Source organism: Devosia litorisediminis, assembly GCF_018334155.1.
Taxonomy (GTDB): Bacteria; Pseudomonadota; Alphaproteobacteria; order Rhizobiales; family Devosiaceae; genus Devosia; species Devosia litorisediminis.
In genome coordinates this window covers 636,004-653,022 of sequence record NZ_JAGXTP010000001.1, presented here as the reverse complement: position 1 = coordinate 653,022, position 17,019 = coordinate 636,004, and the positions used below count along the sequence as shown (strand labels likewise).

General features: G+C 58.7%; 11 protein-coding genes. 2 read left to right on the top strand and 9 right to left on the bottom strand.

The features are described 5' to 3' along the window. Positions 1-3: 3 nt before the first annotated feature. The 9 genes from KD146_RS03055 to KD146_RS03015 all read right to left on the bottom strand — a co-directional run bounded on the left by KD146_RS03055 (position 4) and on the right by KD146_RS03015 (position 15,236). A complete protein-coding gene (locus tag KD146_RS03055) occupies positions 4-735 on the bottom strand; it encodes a metallophosphoesterase (RefSeq protein WP_212657273.1) in 732 nt (243 codons plus the stop codon). Continuing rightward, positions 732-2,741, bottom strand: coding sequence for a glycogen debranching protein GlgX (gene glgX, locus KD146_RS03050; protein ID WP_249327566.1), 2,010 nt, complete (start codon positions 2,739-2,741; stop codon positions 732-734). Before glgX ends, KD146_RS03055 begins: the two co-directional genes overlap by 4 nt. 13 nt (positions 2,742-2,754) lie before the next feature. Then, the gene (locus KD146_RS03045) at positions 2,755-4,389 is read right to left on the bottom strand and encodes an alpha-D-glucose phosphate-specific phosphoglucomutase (RefSeq protein WP_212657272.1); all 1,635 of its coding nucleotides are present in this window, start codon (positions 4,387-4,389) and stop codon (positions 2,755-2,757) included. Next, on the bottom strand, positions 4,370-5,830 hold the full coding sequence (gene glgA, locus KD146_RS03040) for a glycogen synthase GlgA (protein WP_212659088.1): 1,461 nt from the start codon (positions 5,828-5,830) through the stop codon (positions 4,370-4,372). Before glgA ends, KD146_RS03045 begins: the two co-directional genes overlap by 20 nt. Further along, complete coding sequence (gene glgC, locus KD146_RS03035; protein ID WP_212657271.1) at positions 5,830-7,101, bottom strand: glucose-1-phosphate adenylyltransferase; 1,272 nt, start codon at positions 7,099-7,101, stop codon at positions 5,830-5,832. The genes glgA and glgC overlap by 1 nt, the downstream gene beginning before the upstream one ends. Positions 7,102-7,155: 54 nt before the next feature. After that, positions 7,156-9,351: a 1,4-alpha-glucan branching protein GlgB gene (glgB, locus tag KD146_RS03030; protein WP_345790734.1), complete on the bottom strand. Its 2,196-nt coding sequence runs from the start codon at positions 9,349-9,351 to the stop codon at positions 7,156-7,158. Between the two features lie 106 nt (positions 9,352-9,457). Beyond that, on the bottom strand, positions 9,458-11,935 hold the full coding sequence (locus tag KD146_RS03025) for a glycogen/starch/alpha-glucan phosphorylase (protein WP_212657269.1): 2,478 nt from the start codon (positions 11,933-11,935) through the stop codon (positions 9,458-9,460). Between the two features lie 96 nt (positions 11,936-12,031). Next, positions 12,032-13,891, bottom strand: coding sequence for a monovalent cation:proton antiporter-2 (CPA2) family protein (locus tag KD146_RS03020; protein WP_345790733.1), 1,860 nt, complete (start codon positions 13,889-13,891; stop codon positions 12,032-12,034). 82 nt (positions 13,892-13,973) lie between these two features. Beyond that, positions 13,974-15,236, bottom strand: coding sequence for an AI-2E family transporter (locus KD146_RS03015; RefSeq protein ID WP_212657268.1), 1,263 nt, complete (start codon positions 15,234-15,236; stop codon positions 13,974-13,976). A gap of 169 nt (positions 15,237-15,405) precedes the next feature. On the opposite strand from KD146_RS03015, the gene KD146_RS03010 reads away from it, so the two are divergent. Together KD146_RS03010 and KD146_RS03005 are read left to right on the top strand one after the other, a co-directional pair. Further along, on the top strand, positions 15,406-16,347 hold the full coding sequence (locus KD146_RS03010) for a nucleoside hydrolase (protein ID WP_212657267.1): 942 nt from the start codon (positions 15,406-15,408) through the stop codon (positions 16,345-16,347). 60 nt (positions 16,348-16,407) lie between these two features. Then, the gene (locus KD146_RS03005) at positions 16,408-17,019 is read left to right on the top strand and encodes a LysE family translocator (protein WP_212657266.1); all 612 of its coding nucleotides are present in this window, start codon (positions 16,408-16,410) and stop codon (positions 17,017-17,019) included.

Genomic DNA, 17,019 nt, shown 5'->3' with positions numbered 1-17,019 from the left:
TGATTAGCTCACCATCACGACGTGGCTGACCAGAGCGTCTGCGTGCCAGTGGTGCAGCATCATTCCGGGCGGATCGCTGACCGCAGGTTCCCTGCCATCCAGCTTGAGCCGATTGGCCCGCGCCACTGAGGGAGACATCGTTGCAGGCAACCCTGCAAAGCGTGTGAACATCGGCCGGTGGACATGCCCGCAGGTCAGCCCAAGCACTTGGTCTTTGGCTTGGTTGATAACACCAGCCAACCTGTCCCCGTTCCTGCAGATATTGTGATCTTTGCCGTCAATGCCGCACAAGAAAGGGTGTTGATGCTGAAAAATCAGCGCCGGTGGACCACCGCTATTGAGTTCCTCCTCAAGCCAGTCGAGCACCGGCGCAGCGTCCCCATGGTGCGCGCCAGCAACCGTCACATCCAGGCCGATAACCCGGAGCCCGTTACCCACCAAACCGACACTGTTGAACGGCCGCGCGCCGCCCCAGCCCATTTGCTGACCAAACGTCTGATAAAGCGCATGATGATCATCAACATTGCCCGGCACCACGAAATAGGGGGACCCGGTCGCAGCCAACCGTGTGTGGATGGCGTGATAGCTGGCATCATGGTCATATTCGGCCAGATCACCGCTAACAATGATCGCATCAGGCGCTATGGTTTTTAGCCAGGCCAGCACCCGGTCAAGACGATCGAGCGCTGCGCTTGAGCCATCAGCGTGAATATCGCTGAGCTGGGCAACAATCATGTTTCTGCTGCGGGGCGTACCAAGGCCAGAACCGACCGCGGCGTCAGCGTTACCGTGCCATCGGCAAGAGCAGACTGCGCGGTATTGTCGGACTCAATGCCGACAGCCCATTCGCCTTCGGGCAATCGGGCCACCACGGGCTCCGAGCGACGATTGAACCACACAAGGACTTCGTCCTCTTTGTTGCGCAATTGCATCCCCAGCACCGAGCCACCAGAAGCTTGCCAGTCTTCTTCGCTCATTTCGCGGCCATCCGGGTGCAACCAGACCACATCTCGCACACCGCTCTTTTCCTGACCTGTCAGGAAGTGATCGTGAGTGAGCGCGGGATGTTCCTTGCGGAACTTGTTCATCGCTGCGACGAAGTCGACCAGTTCGCCGTCGCCATTTTCCCAGTCCAGCCACGTGATTTCATTGTCCTGCGCATAGGCGTTATTATTGCCCTGTTGCGTGCGATACATCTCATCGCCCTGCTGCAGCAATGGGACGCCACGTGACAGAAACAGCGTTGCGAGCAGGGCTCGCACATCACGCTTGCGCGCGATGTTGATCGCCTCGTCTTCAGTCTCGCCTTCAACGCCACAATTCCACGAGGCGTTATGGCTGTGGCCGTCGCGGTTTTCCTCGCCATTGGCTTCATTATGCTTGTCGGTGTAGCTCACCAGATCGCGCAGTGTGAACCCGTCGTGAACCGCCAGCATATTCACACCATGGCTGGGCTTGCGACCGGCAGAGTCAAATATCTCTGCGGAACCGGCAACCTTGCCAGCCAGCGCACCGATCTTGCCGTCTTCACCGCGCCAGAATTCGCGCACCTCGTCACGATAGGTGTCGTTGTGCTCCTTGAATTCCTTCCCGAACTGACCCAACGCATAGCCACCCGGACCTGGGTCCCACGGTTCTGCGACCAGAATGCACTGGCTAAGCACGGGGTCAGCCTTGATCTTCTCGAGCATTTCCGCATTGGGATTGAAGCCCGGATCGCGCGCCAGAACGGTCGCCAAATCAAAGCGGAAACCGGAAACGCCCATCTCTTCTACCCAGTAGCGCAGGCTGTCGATAATAAGACGCTGGGTGGCGGGATGATCGCACCGCAGCGTATTGCCGGTACCGGTATCATTGACCAGGTGCTGCTTCCCGTCGACTTCCACGAAACGATAATAGGTCTTGGCGTCCAGCCCCATCAGGCTGAGCATCGGTCCGTTGGCGTCGCTTTCGCCTGTGTGATTGTAGACTACATCAAGGATCACCGAGATGCCGTTCTTGCGATAGAGATCGGTCATGTGCCGCAATTCATGCGGCCCGCGTGGCGCCAACCGCGGATCAATTGCCGAGTACGCAACGGGGTTGTATCCCCAGGCATTGGTCAGGCCGAGCTCGGGCAGATGTCCTTCGTCGATCCACGCGGCCGTGGGCATCAATTGCAGCGTGTCGACGCCAATATACTTTAGGTGGTCGATAACGCGTTGTGTCGTCAGGCCAGCAATCGTGCCACGCAACGGGCCCTGAACACTGGGGTGGCGCATGGTAAAGCCACGCACATTCATCTCATAGAACATGCCAGGCGCCTTCTTGCGCGGCATGATGGCTTCCCCAGTATCACCCACCACGATTGCCTTGGGGATCAGCGGCCCGGTATCTACCGCCTCCGCTCGGTCCAGCCGCAACCGCGGCGACCGAACGAAAGTCCGATCCAGCCGCTTGGCATAGGGATCGACCAATAGCTTCATCGGATCAAAAAATAGACCTTGATCAGGATTGTATTCGCCATCGGCGCGTAGCCCGTAGCGGGTGCCCGCTGTCAGTCCTGAAACCAGTCCGGCGCGGATATTGTCCTGATGGACGTCCAGTTCGAAGCGATCTGTCTCCTGATCTTGTTCGTCGTAGATCGACACCCAGATATTGGTGGCAGTTTCCGAATAGACGGCAAAATTGATGCCCTGTTCAGTGATGGTGGCACCGAGATGGGCGATACTGCCCCCATTGGGGACAAGCATGGGTTTCATTGGATTTCCGATATTAAGTGATGACGCTTGGATCCTTGCGCCCGGTGCGCTGCTTGATCCCGGCGAGCTGTTCAGAGAGCCCGATAAGGGGTTCAAGGGCGGTTTGGGTCTCGAGATCGTGTCGTCCATCGGCTGCCTCATAGCGTTCCAGATAGAGCCGCAACGTGGCGCCGACCGTGCCGGTTCCAGAAAGTCTTAACACTATTCGAGAGCCATCGGTGAAACCTATACGAACGCCTTGTTTGGCGCTGGTCGATCCATCTACGGGGTCGAGATATTTAAAGTCGTCAGCATAGGCGACCTGTAGGTCTTCGCCGAAGTTCTTGCCGGGCAGGCTCGGCAATTGCGCGCGCAAATCATCCACCAATTTGCCCGCAATGGTCGCATCGACTTCTTCGTAGTCGTGGCGCGTATAATAGTTACGCCCGAAGGTCGCCCAGTGCTCGCGAACGATCTCGTCCACACCCTGCTTGCGCACCGCAACAATATTGAGCCACAGCAGTACTGCCCACAGGCCGTCCTTTTCGCGGACGTGATCCGACCCCGTACCAGCGCTCTCTTCACCACAGATGGTCACGCGACCCGCGTCCAGCAGATTGCCAAAGAACTTCCAGCCTGTCGGCGTTTCGTGCATCTCGATACCGAGCTTATCGGCAACCCGATCCGCTGCAGCACTGGTCGGCATGGACCGCGCGATACCGGCGATCCCAGACTTGTAACCAGGCGCCAGATGCGCGTTGGCAGCAAGCAGAGCCAATGAGTCCGACGGCGTCACAAACCGGTTCTTGCCGATAATCAGATTGCGGTCGCCGTCGCCATCCGAAGCGGCCCCGAAATCAGGACCATCGGGTGTCATCATCAGGTCAAACATGTCCTTGCAGTAGACCAGGTTAGGATCGGGATGCCCTTGCCCGAAGTCGGGCAGAGGGGTGCCGTTCTTAACCGTCCCCTTGGGCGCGCCCAGCTTGTCCTCAAGGATGGCATGGGCATAGGGGCCGGTGATGGCGTTCATGGCGTCAAACGTCATGCGGAACCCCGAAGCGAACAGCGCTCGGATTGCATCGAAGTCGAACAGGGTCTCCATCAACGCGGCGTAATCCGCCACCGGGTCGATTACCTCGACCACCATCTCGCCCGAATGCTGCGTGCCGATCTGATCCAGTGCCACATCGGGCGCGTCGATGGTCTTATAGGTATCGATGACCTTGGTGCGCTCATACGCCGCGTCAGTAATCCGCTCGGGCGCCGGACCGCCATTGCCAATATTGTACTTGATTCCAAAATCGCCATCAGGGCCGCCTGGATTGTGGCTCGCTGACAGCACCAGCCCGCCATACGCCTTGTGGTGGCGGATCACATGGCTGGCGGCCGGGGTCGACAGCAGACCACCCTGCCCCACCAGCACCCGACCAAAGCCGTTGGCGGCCGCCATGCGGATAGCCGTCTGGATAGCCACATCATTGTAGAACCGACCATCACCGCCGATGACAAGCGTCTGTCCATCAAAGCCCTCGAGGCTGTCGAAGATCGCCTGCAGGTAGTTTTCGACATAGTGGGGCTGCTGATACACGGTGACCCGCTTGCGCAGGCCCGATGTGCCAGGTTTCTGATCGCCATACGGCGTCGTCTTAATGGTCTGAATCATCATTGTTCTTGAGCCCGGTAATGCTGGCGTAAAGGTCGGCATAGCGCGCCGCGCTGGTTTCCCAGGAGACGTCCGCCTTCATGCCGCGACGCTGAATTTTCTTCCAGATCTTACTGTCGCCATACAACGACACCGTCTTGCGAATAGCGTCATACAGCGCCTGCGCACTGTTGGGGTCAAACACCACCCCGGTCGCAACTTCCGCAGCCAGGGCTGCAGGATTGGCGTCGATAACGGTATCGGCAAGGCCACCGATCCGGCTCACCACAGGCACGCAACCGTAGCGCAGACCGTATAGCTGCGTTAGACCGCAGGGTTCAAACCGCGATGGGATAACAATCGCATCCGCGCCGCCCTGCATTAGATGGCTCAGGTCTTCGTCGTAGCCATTAAAAATGCTGACCTTGCCCGGATGCAGTGCGCTCTGATGCCGGAAGCCGTCTTCAAGATAGCCTTCGCCTGAGCCCAGAACAGCCAGACGGCCGCCCAGATCGACCAGACCGTCCACCACCTGCAACAGCAGGTCCATGCCCTTCTGGTCGGTCAATCGACTGACCACACAGAATAGCGGCCCATCCACGCCATCAAGTCCGAATTTCTCGACGACGGCCTGCTTGTTCGCCTGCCTCAAATTGATCGTATTGGCAGAAAAGTTCTGCGCCAGCGCCTTGTCGGTCGTGGGGTCCCAAGCGGTCAGGTCGATGCCGTTCAGTATCCCGCTGACAGTTTCGGCGCGGCCATTGAGCAGCCCTTCAAGCCCCATGCCGAACTGCGGCGTGCGTATTTCATCGGCGTAGTTTGGGCTGACAGTGGTGACGTAATCAGCGCATTCCATTCCCGATTTGAGGAACGAAACGCCGCCATAATACTCCACGCCACCGACACCGAATGCCTCAGGCGGCAGGCGCAACTGCCCGAATATGTCGGCGCTGAAAAAACCCTTGAACGCGATGTTATGGATCGTCATCACGGTCTTGATGTCCGGACTGGCACTAAACTTGATATAGGCAGGTGCCAGTCCCGCCTGCCAGTCATGGCAGTGCAGGACCTGCGGTCGATAGCCCTCGACGAGCCCCATGGCCAACTCGGCCGCGACCCATCCCAGGGCTGCGAAACGTTTCCAGTTGTCCGGCCAGTCCCAGCCATCCGGGCTGACATAGGGATTGCCTGGTCGATCATAGAGCACCGGCGCGTCGATGACGATTACGTCGAGCCCTTCAACGCGCGCCGCGATCAGCTTGGCCGGCACGCCAAACAGGTCGTCCAGTTCCTTGACCACGCGGCCACCACTGAGCTTTTCCATCACCGATGGATAGCCCGGGATTAGCGTGCGCATGCTCACGCTATGGCTGGTAAGGGCGCCAGGCAGGGCGCCCGCCACATCGGCGAGCCCCCCGGTCTTGATCAGCGGATAAACCTCGGAAGCTACCGAGAGAACTTCAATCATCGTCCAGCCAGATATTTGTTGACCATAGCCTGGGTAATCAGTGTCACACCCTCATCGCTGCGGCGGAACCACTTGGCGTCGAATTCGGGATCTTCACCGACAACCAGCCCTTCGGGAATATTGACGCCGCGATCAACGACCACCTTGCGCAGCCGGACATTGCGGCCAATATCCACATGCGGCAACACCACCGCCTCTTCGAGCACTGAGTAGGAGTGCACGCGTGATCCGGTCGAAAGCAGCGTTCGGTTCAGGTGGCCGCCCGACACGATACAGTCGCCCGAGACAAGCGAGTTCACCGCCGACCCCCTTCGGCCATCAAAATCATGCACGAACTTGGCTGGCGGCGTGATCTCCGCATAGGTCCAGATCGGCCAGTCGCGGTCATAAAGATCGAGCTGCGGCTTGATGTCGGTCAGATCGATCGACGCTTTCCAATAGGCATCAATCGTGCCGACGTCGCGCCAGTAGCTGACTTCTTCATTGCTTGACCGCACGCAGGAGCGCGGGAACCGATGTGCCCAGGCGGTACCGTTCTTGACGATATAGGGAATGATATCCTTGCCAAAGTCGCGGTTGGAGCCTTCGGTAGCCGCATCGCGCCGCAACTGCTCCATCAGGAACCGGGTTTCGAACACATAGATACCCATCGATGCCAGCGCCATGTCCGGCTTGTCCGGAATGCCCGGTGGGTCTTTAGGTTTCTCGACGAAATCAACGACGCGATCTCGCCCGTCGACATGCATCACACCGAAGCCGACGGCTTCCATCCGTGGCACTTCCAGACAACCAATGGTCACGTCAGCGCCAGTATCGACGTGCTGCCGCAGCATGATTTCGTAGTCCATCTTGTAGATGTGGTCGCCCGCCAGAATGACGATATACCGCGCGCCCGAATCTTCGATGATATCCATGTTCTGGTACACGGCGTCTGCAGTGCCGGCATACCACATGTCTTCGCGTACCCGCTGGCTGGCTGGCAGCACGTCAAAGCTCTCGTTGCGCTCGGGTCGCAGGAAGTTCCAGCCGCGCGACATGTGGCGGATCAGGCTATGCGCCTGGTATTGCGTGGCAACGGAGATACGTCGAATACCCGAATTGATGGCATTACTTAGTGCGAAGTCGATGATGCGGGACTTGCCCCCGAAATACACCGCCGGCTTGGCGCGCCGATCGGTCAGTTCCATCAACCGCGTACCGCGTCCACCAGCCAGTACATAGGCCATGGCCTCGCGGGCCAGCGGCGATGGTGCCCTGTAGTCTGCCATTTTCTAACCCTCCACAAATGCCCGTTTTCCGGGACGTATTTAGACTTGGCCGACCTAGACCGACTCAAACTTCAAGAACAGCGTCGAAAGCGGCGGCAGATAGAGTTCGGCCTCAGCCGGCCAGTGCTGCCCTTCGACCGCCTTGGCTACGACAGCACCCTGGTTCCCGGTGTTGGAGCCAGCATACCAACCCGCATCCGTGTTGATCCGCTCAACCCACTTACCCGCCATCGGCATCGGAATCTTATATCCCGAGCGTGGCACTGGCGTGAAATTGGAGACCACCATGATCGGGTCACTGCCCGGTGCCTTGCGCAACCATGCCAATACCGAATTGCCGTGATCGTTCCCGATCACCCACTCAAAACCTTCTGGCTCGCAGTCGCGCTCATGCAACGCCGGCAATTCGCGATAGGCAAGATTAAGGTCCGAGATTAGCCGCCGAATGCCTTCATGCATCCCCGCATCAAGCAGATACCAGTCAAGTGACTTGGCTTCCGCCCACTCATCGCGCTGCGCAAACTCCTGGCCCATGAACAGCAGCTTCTTGCCGGGATGCCCCCACATGAAGGCAAAATAGGCGCGCAGATTGGCAAATTTTTGCCAGTCATCGCCTGGCATTTTTTCGAGCAGCGACCCCTTGCCATGCACCACTTCGTCATGGCTCAGCGGCAGCACAAAGTTCTCCGAGAACGCGTAGACCGTTCCGAAGGTCATGTCGCTGTGATGATATTTTCGATGGATCGTCTCGCGGCTCATGAAGCGCAGGGTGTCGTTCATGAAGCCCATATTCCACTTGAAGCCGAAGCCCAGCCCACCGGCATCGACCGGCTTGCTGACCCCTGGCCACGATGTGGATTCCTCGGCAATCATGAAGGTACCTGGATGCAGGCGATACGCTTCAGTATTGACCCGACGCAGGAATTCGACGGCCTCCAGATTTTCATTGCCGCCAAATTTATTCGGCACCCATTCGCCCTGTTGGCGCGAATAGTCGAGGTAAAGCATCGATGCCACCGCATCCACGCGCAGCCCGTCGATGTGGAACTTCTCCAGCCAATACAACGCATTGTTGAGCAGGAAGCTGACAACCTCCTTGCGGCCGAAATTGTAAATCGCCGTATTCCAGTCCGGGTGGAACCCCTGTCGAGGGTCGGCGTGCTCATAAAGAGCGGTACCGTCGAAGTTCGACAGGCCGTGTGCGTCGGTCGGGAAGTGCGCGGGCACCCAGTCCAGGATCACCCCCAGCCCGGCTTCATGGGCAGCGTCAACGAAACGTGCAAAACCCGCCGGATCGCCAAACCGCGCGGTCGGCGCATAGAGCCCGGTCGGCTGGTAGCCCCAGCTCGGATCATAGGGGTGCTCGCTGATCGGCAGCAGCTCGATATGGGTGTATCCCATGTCTGCAGCATAAGGCACCAACTGCTCAGCCAGCTGGTCGTAGCTCAGAAAGCCGCCATCAGGTCGACGGCGCCAACTGCCCAGATGAACCTCATAGATCGACATTGGCGTCCGCCGCCAATCGCGGGTGGCACGCTCTTCGAGATACTTCTCATCTGTCCAGGTAAAGGGTGTCGGATCAGGCACTATTGAGGCTGTTTTGGGCCGCATTTCAGACTGGCGCGCGAAAGGATCGGCCTTCAGTGGCTGCGTTACCCCGTCAGGTCCGACAATCTCGTACTTGTAGAGCGTGCCGGTTCCCAGAACGGGAATGAAGACTTCCCAGATGCCGTTTTCGAAGCGGTTGCGCATTGGATTGCGCCGGCCGTCCCATTCGTTGAAAGGTCCAACCACACTGACGCGCTGCGCGTTGGGCGCCCAAACTGCGAAATGCGTGCCGTGAATGCCCTCAAATTCCATCTCATGGGCGCCGAGCTTGTCGAACAGCCGCAAATGGTTGCCTTCGCCCATATAGTAGTCGTCCATGGGGCCCAGCACCGGCCCGAACGAATAGGCGTCATACACGTCCCACTCACCGCCAGCATTTTTGGCATGGTAGCGGATCGGTTGGCGTTTACTGATCGAAACCTTCGCTTCGAAAAATCCACCGGGGTGCCGCGGGATCATGTGACCCAGCGCCGTGTCATCCAGCGTGAATGCACTCAGCATCTCCGCGTGCGGAACGAATGCCCGGAGCACCCATTGGCCGTTGACTTCATGCAGGCCCAAAAACCCAAACGGGTTGGGATGCCGCCCACTGACGACAGCCTCCACTTCCCGTACATCGGCTTGCCAGTCTTCTTTGGTCACACGCACGCTCCCCCGACGGCGGCACCCGGAAATTCGGCTGCTCCGCCAAAACCAAAACACTCAGCAGGCCTGATCTTGCGTGTCAGTTTTCGCCCGCTGCAAATCGTCATTCTTCAGGCACCGCCACATCCCAGATATCATGGGCGTACTGCCGGATCGTCCGATCCGAAGAGAAAAAACCCACCCGCGCCGTATTTCGGATCGCCATAGCATTCCAGCGCGCCTTGTCCGCCCAGATGGCGTCTACTTCCGCTTGCGCCGTAGCATAGGCGTCGAAATCCCGCGCCACCATGAACCAGTCATGATCGTAAAGTCCGCCGATCAGATCGCGATAGCGGTTCGGATCATCCGGGGAGAAGACCCCGGTGGCGATCGATTCCAGCGCTTCCTGCAAGCGCGGCGACGCATCAATCGAGTCGCGCGGCACTTCGCCCTCGCCCCGCTTCACCTCAACCTCTTCAGTGGTTAGACCAAAAATAACGATGTTGTCGGCGCCGACTTCCTTGTGCATTTCCACATTGGCCCCGTCCATCGTGCCGATGGTAATGGCACCATTGGCCATGAATTTCATGTTGCCTGTGCCAGAGGCTTCCATGCCAGCTGTCGAAATCTGTTCGCTCAGATCGGCCGCCGGCACGATGACCTCCGCAAGGCTCACATTGTAATTGGGCAGGAACACTACCTTGAGCAATCCACGCACCGCAGGATCGTTGTTAATCACCTTGGCAACGTCGTTGATCAGCTTGATGATGAGCTTGGCGTTCCAGTAACCCGGCGCCGCCTTGCCAGCGAAGATCTTAACGCGTGGCACCCAGTCCCGTTCCGGATGTGCGCGAATTTCGTCATATAGCGCAACAGCTTGAATAATGTTGAGCAGCTGACGCTTATACTCGTGGATGCGCTTGATCTGCACATCGAACATGGCGTCTGGCGACACTTTGATGCCCAGACGATCCTTGATCAGCTTGGCCAGGCGTTCCTTGTTTTCCAGCTTCACAGCGGCAAACTGCGCCTGGAAAGTTGCGTCTTCGGCGTAGGCATCGAGATCTTTGAGCAGATCGATATCGTCCAGAAACGCTGGTCCGATCGTATCGCTGACCAATTGCGTCAGCCCGGGATTGCACTGCATAAGCCAGCGCCGGGGCGTAATACCGTTGGTCTTGTTGTTGATCCGGTCCGGGTAAAGCTTGTGCAGGTCCGAGAACACGGTCTGCTTCATCAACTCGGTGTGCAACGCCGACACACCGTTAATCGAGTGCGAGCCGACAAACGCCAACTGCCCCATCCGCACCCGTCGGCCGCCGGCCTCGTCGATCAGCGACACATTGGCGACCTGGGCATCGGTGAATTTGGCCCGGCCGCGCGCATCCGCCAGCACATCCGCATTGATCTGATACACAATCTGCATGTGACGCGGCAGCAGACGCTCCAGCAACGCTACCGGCCAGCTTTCGAGCGCTTCAGGCAAAAGCGTGTGATTGGTGTAGCCGAAGGTACCGCGGCACAACTTCCATGCCGGGGCCCATTCCATGCCGTTATCATCGACCAGAATGCGCATCAGTTCGGCAATGGAAATTGCCGGATGGGTGTCATTGAGCTGAATGGCGACCTTGTCGGCCAGCGAGCCCAGATCGCCATATTGCTGCAAGTGCCGCCGCACGATGTCCTGCAGGGATGCCGAGGAGAAGAAGAACTCCTGACGCAGTCGCAATTCCTGACCAGCTGCTGTCGAATCTGCCGGATAGAGCACACGGGTAATGGCTTCAGCCTTGGCGCTTTCTTCAAGCGCGCCGATATGGTCGCCAGAATTGAACTTGTCGAGCAGGATCGGATCGATAGGCTGCGCGCTCCACAGCCGCAGCGTATTCACCCGGGCGCCGCGCCAGCCCACAATCGGAGTGTCGAACGCCACTGCCAGCAAGTGATCATTGGGCCGCCATTCCTGGCGCACTGTGCCGTCAGGATCGGTCACGGGCTCCACATAGCCGCCGAACCCAACTTCATAAGCACTTTCGCGTCGCTCGAATTCCCACGGATTGCCGTGCGCCAGCCATTCCTCGGGCAGCTCGACCTGCCAGCCTTCGCTCATCTCCTGCCGGAACAGCCCGTGCACATAGCGAATGCCATAACCGTAGGCCGGGATTTTGACCGTCGACATCGACTCCAGAAAACACGCCGCCAGCCGACCAAGGCCGCCATTGCCCAGCGCTGCGTCAGGCTCCAGATCAATCAGATCGCCCAGATCGACGTTGAGGTTCCTGAGCGCGTCGCGCACAGGCTCCATCAACCCGACATTGCTCATCGCGTCCCGCATCAGGCGGCCGATCAGAAACTCGAGACTGAGATAGTAGACGCGCTTGTGTGAGGTCCGCCACGTCTCGCGAGAGGACTCCATCCAGCGATCCATCACGCGGTCACGCACCGTTAGAATCGTTGCGGCAAGCCAGTCATGTGGCCGGGCAACGATAGGATCCTTGCCGACTGAATAGATCAGTCTTTCAAGGATTTCCGATTGAATCGCTTCAACGGAAGTTGCACGTGGTTCCGGCGTAGGGGCGTCGTAAACGATCGGCTGTTGCGGCATGTCGCAATCCAGATTTCATAACGATGATATCCCCTCAGACAACTTAGTCTTGCACTTAAATTGAGCAGGCGAAACCCCCTTCGCGCTGCGGGGCATCTATGCTGGAGGCGCAGGATGGGTGATCTTGTTGACGGTGTCTTCCACCGCATTGGCGTCGACCTCGATCCCACCTTCACGCGCCTGTTCTGCGGCGTTGCGCAACAACAGGTCATGGGCTGCATCGACGGCACTGACATTGTCGAACAATTGCGCCTTGAACCGCAACGCGTCGCGCTCACGCACGCCCTGCACCACGGTTTCGATATCGGCCTCGCTCGCACCCAGCGCACGGATGGCCTGCGCGCCAAACACAACTGCAGATTCGAACAATTCGCGCAGCTGATAGTCGACACCGAGCTTCACCAGCTCGATGGCATGACCGCGGTCATAGGCACGTGCCATCACCTTGACCAAGGGGAACTCGTCTCGGAACATTGCGGCAATCTGGTTGGCGGCCGATTTGTCGTCGACACAGATCAGCACGAGGTCGACATTAGCCGCCCCGGAGGCACGCAGGATATCAAGGCGCGTGCCATCGCCATAATAGACTTTGAAGCCGAACTGGGCTGCGACCCGGATCATGTCTGTGTCGTTATCGATGATCGACAGATTGTGCCCCTGCCCAAGCAGGGTCTGACTGGCAATCTGGCCAAATCGACCGAAGCCGATCACCAGAATACGTTCCGCCAGACCATTGACGGTCTCAACCCCCTCCATCGATTGCTCCGGCTTGGGTAGCGCGTAGCGTAGCCCGATCATCAGACAGGGGGTCAGCACCATGGAAATGATAACCGTCGCTGTAAAAATCGCATTGGTCGGCCCATCAATCAGGCCGGCAGCCGCGGCGGTGGTATAGAGCACGAAAGCAAATTCACCGCCCTGCCCCATCAACACGGCACGCTCCAGCGCTTCGGCATGACTGGACTTCAATAGGCGTGCAATCGCGTAGATTGCCGCCCCCTTGATCACCATGTAGGCCACAACACTCAGGGCGATGATCTGCCAGCTGCTCATCACCACGGCCACATCCAGCGACATGCCCACCGCCAGAAAGAACAAGCCCAGTAAAATGCCTCGGAACGGCTCGACGTCAGCCTCCAGCTGATGCCGAAAACTCGATGTTGACAACAGAACACCCGCCAGAAATGCTCCCATTGCCATCGACAGGCCGACCGCCTGGAAAAGCAGGGCGGCGCCCAGAACCACCAGCAGGGCCGCAGCCGTCATCACTTCGCGCAATTTGCTCGATGCCATGACCCCAAAGAACGGGTTCATGATCCGACGGCCGACAAAAATGAGCAGCAGCACAGCACCAATGGGTGCAGCGACAGTGAGTAAGCGGCTGATCACACCCACCTCTTCCCCCGAGGTAGGGGCAAGCAAGGCAACCAGTGCGAGCAGCGGGACGATGGCAAGGTCTTCAAGCAGCAGAATCGAGACCATGCGCTGCCCACCGGGGCTGGCCAGTTCTCCACGCTCGCCCAATACCTGCATCACAATGGCCGTTGATGTGAGGACAAAACCCATGCCGAATACGAAGGCCACCATCGGCGCGAAGCCGAGCAATACCCCGGCCCCCGTGAGCAAAGCGCCACTGATTGCAACCTGCAAGACGCCGAGACCAAAGATCTGTTTTCGCAGGGCCCAGAGCTTGGCGGGCTCCATTTCCAGACCGATAATGAACAGGAACATGACCACGCCCAGTTCGGCGATGGTGAGCACTGATTCCGGATCGCTGATCAGCCCGAAGCCAGAGGGGCCCAGCATCAGACCCGCTGCCAAATAGCCCAGCACCGAGCCCAGACCCAGCCGCTTGAACAGCGGCACGGCAATCACCGCCGCGCCCAATAGCGCAACCACGGGGATCAGATCGACGCCATGAGCTGCCGCTGCGTGTCCAATCTCTTCAGCCGCCACGATAATCTCTCCCGCCCGTCCACTGCGGACTGTTCCGCCACAGCGCAGCGGTCACGTCAAGCATGGAGGGTGCAGGGCAGACTTACGCTGGCGTCTCTAAGCCACTGGGCGCTGTCCCTTCGGGTGGCTCGAAGCGTTCGTTCTTGCGCTTTTCGTTTTTCTCTTCTGCCTTTGCCTCGTCTGCCTGTTCGCGAATGGCTTGTGCCGTATTGGCCAACAAACGCTGCCGTTCCGACATATTGGCGGAACGCCCGATTGGTTTGCTCGGTACCATGGGTTTGCTGGGCAGCAAGTGATGGAGCATGGAGGTCGCGATCAACAGCGTAGGGACAGCGACCAGCCCGCCTACCGGTCCCCATGCCCACAACCAGAAAGTAATAGAAAGGAAAATGATGAACGGGTTCAGTGTCATCGTCCGACCAATAAAGTGCGGTGTAACAATCTGTCCTTCAACAAAGTTGATGGCAACATAACAGCCGACGGGCAGCAAAATGCCTTCAAGGCTCGTCTGGGTACCCAATCCCACGGAGAGCAGGACCAACACCATCACGCCCTGCCCGACATAGGGTATGTAGTTGAGCACTGCCGCCATCGCCCCCCAGAGAATGGGTGAGGGCATGCCAATGGCCCACATGGCCAGCGATACGGCACAACCGACGCAGAAGTTGATGAAGGTGATCGACAACAGGAAGCGGCTAACCTTGGCTTCCACATCACGGAACACATGAGCAGTCCGCCAGCGCATCCGCCGGCTCACGCACAATGAAAGTACCGAAATGCGCACATGGTCGCGGGTTGCTACAAAAAAGTAGAGGCTGGCTAGAAAGATCAGCACCTGAGCCAGAATGGCTGGCGCAATCAGCGCCATCCCGATCATCTCACCACCATCTTCAACAGTCACAGCCATGGCCTTGTCACTGGCGAAGACCGAGGAAATCTGCTCCTGGATATTGCCCAGCGTTTCAAGAGGCCCCTGCAGATTGTCGAGCTGCAATTGCAGCTTGTTCCAGATCATCGGCGCCCGCGCGACCCATTCCGACAACGGAACGGCAAACAGGAAAGTGCCGGCGGCGATCACGCTGAGCAGCATGAGTACGACGATGGCGGCAGAAATGGCGGGAGGGACGCCGAATTGCTCGACCCGGTCAGCCACTGGACCGAACATCAAGCCAACTACAATGGCGAGGGTGATGGGAGCAAGAAAAACTTGTCCCGCCTTGAGCGCAAATAGCAGCGCCAGAAAGCCAATGAGGACCAGCGAGACTCGGGCCGCATTGCCCATAATCCGCTCAAACTGGCTTTCGCTCATCTCGTCCGACGCCGGTCGCCGCGCACTGCGTGCCATTTTATGTCCGTGGTTCAAAGCCTCAACGCTCTTCAACGCCACGCTGCGACAAATGTTCCGTTGCCGCCAACATCAGCGCTGTCGACCGCACTGAGCCAAGTCGTTAGTGTCCCCCAAATTCAATCGACTCGCACGCGATCGACCGATCCCGCACTGCTTTAGGTTCTCCATGTCACGTAAAATCATCATCGACACCGATCCCGGCCAGGACGATGCCGTCGCCATCCTCCTGACGCTGGCATCTCCAGAGGAACTGGACGTTCTCGGTATTGTCGCCGTCGCGGGCAATGTGGGGCTGCACCACAATGCCAACAACGCGCGCAAGATTGTTGCGCTCGCCGGTCGCACCGATATTCCGGTCTACGCTGGCTGCTCCCGCCCAATTCGGCGCGCACTCGTGACCGCAGAGCATGTCCATGGAGTTACTGGCCTCGACGGCCCCGACTTGCCCGAACCCACCGTGCCGCTGCAGGAGCAGCACGGGGTGGACTACATAATCGACACCCTGATGGCTGCTGAACCGGGAACCATTACCCTGTGCACGCTTGGGCCACTCACCAATATTGCAATGGCCCTGATAAAGCAGCCCGCGATTGCCGAGCGCATCGCCGAGATCGTCATGATGGGTGGCGCCTACTTCGAGGTTGGCAACATCACCCCAGCCGCCGAATTCAACATCTATGTCGACCCGGAAGCCGCGGACATTGTGCTGCGTTGCGGCGCGCCCATTACCATGCTGCCCCTCGACGTCACTCACCAGATCCAGTCAACGCCAGATCGGCTGGCCGCTATGCTCGCCATCGGAAACGACAGCGCCAAGGCGGCCCACGCTATGCTCACTTTCTCGGAGACTTTCGATCTGGCCAAATATGGCTGGACGGGCGCGCCCTTGCATGACCCTACGGTCATTGCCTGGCTGCTTTGCCCGGAACTGTTTTCCGGCCGCCAATGCAATGTCGAGATCGAGGTCGCCAGCGAACTGACCATGGGTATGACCGTTGTCGACTATTGGCATGTCACCCACCGTGACAGGAATGTGAACTTTATCCGCAACGGCGACGCCGATGGCTTTTATGCGCTTCTGTTCGACCGGCTTGCACGGCTGCCTTGAGGCAGATTGCCCGGCTCTAGGCGAACCGCTAGTGTGCGCCACAAATTCACGGCGGACACCATGGAACCCTTCACCCTTCTGACCTTCACAATCGCCTATGCCATCGCGGTGCTGGTTCCAGGCCCGGGCGTCGCCGCTGTGGTGGCCCGCGCACTCGGTGGCGGGTTCAAGGGCGCATTCCCAATGGTGTTGGGCATCCTGGCAGGTGACCTGGTCTATTTCGTCTTTGCTGTCTTCGGTTTGGCAACCATCGCCACGCTGTTTGGCCCGGTCTTCGTGCTGATCCGCTGGGCCGGTGCGGCATACCTGCTCTATATTGCCTATAAATTCTGGACTGCTCGCCCCGGCGCCGAGCAGATGAAGCCCAAGAACGAGGCTTGGCTCAAGACCTTTCTGGCCGGCTTTTCGCTGACAATGGGTAACCCCAAGACCATTGTGTTCTACTTGGCAATCCTGCCCACAGTGATACCGCTTGACCAGATGAACCCTGTTGCGTTCGGGGAACTGACCGCCATTGTCGTGATTGTGCTGCTGTTGATCGGCTGTGGGTACGCCTGGCTCGCTTCGGCAGCGCGTGAGATGTTCCGCAGTGAGCGTGCCTTGGGCCGTCTCAACAAGACGGCCGGCGCGATGATGGCTACCGCAGCAGGACTGGTCGTCTTCCAGCACTAG

What these genes read in the sequence shown, in the direction of transcription:
- KD146_RS03045 (WP_212657272.1), bottom strand. Translation starts at nt 4,389, where the DNA reads ATGATGATTCAGACCATTAAGACGACGCCGTATGGCGATCAGAAACCT.
- glgC (WP_212657271.1), bottom strand. Translation starts at nt 7,101, where the DNA reads ATGGCAGACTACAGGGCACCATCGCCGCTGGCCCGCGAGGCCATGGCC.
- glgX (WP_249327566.1), bottom strand. Translation starts at nt 2,741, where the DNA reads ATGAAACCCATGCTTGTCCCCAATGGGGGCAGTATCGCCCATCTCGGT.
- KD146_RS03010 (WP_212657267.1), top strand. Translation starts at nt 15,406, where the DNA reads ATGTCACGTAAAATCATCATCGACACCGATCCCGGCCAGGACGATGCC.
- KD146_RS03015 (WP_212657268.1), bottom strand. Translation starts at nt 15,236, where the DNA reads ATGGCACGCAGTGCGCGGCGACCGGCGTCGGACGAGATGAGCGAAAGC.
- KD146_RS03005 (WP_212657266.1), top strand. Translation starts at nt 16,408, where the DNA reads ATGGAACCCTTCACCCTTCTGACCTTCACAATCGCCTATGCCATCGCG.
- KD146_RS03055 (WP_212657273.1), bottom strand. Translation starts at nt 735, where the DNA reads ATGATTGTTGCCCAGCTCAGCGATATTCACGCTGATGGCTCAAGCGCA.
- KD146_RS03025 (WP_212657269.1), bottom strand. Translation starts at nt 11,935, where the DNA reads ATGCCGCAACAGCCGATCGTTTACGACGCCCCTACGCCGGAACCACGT.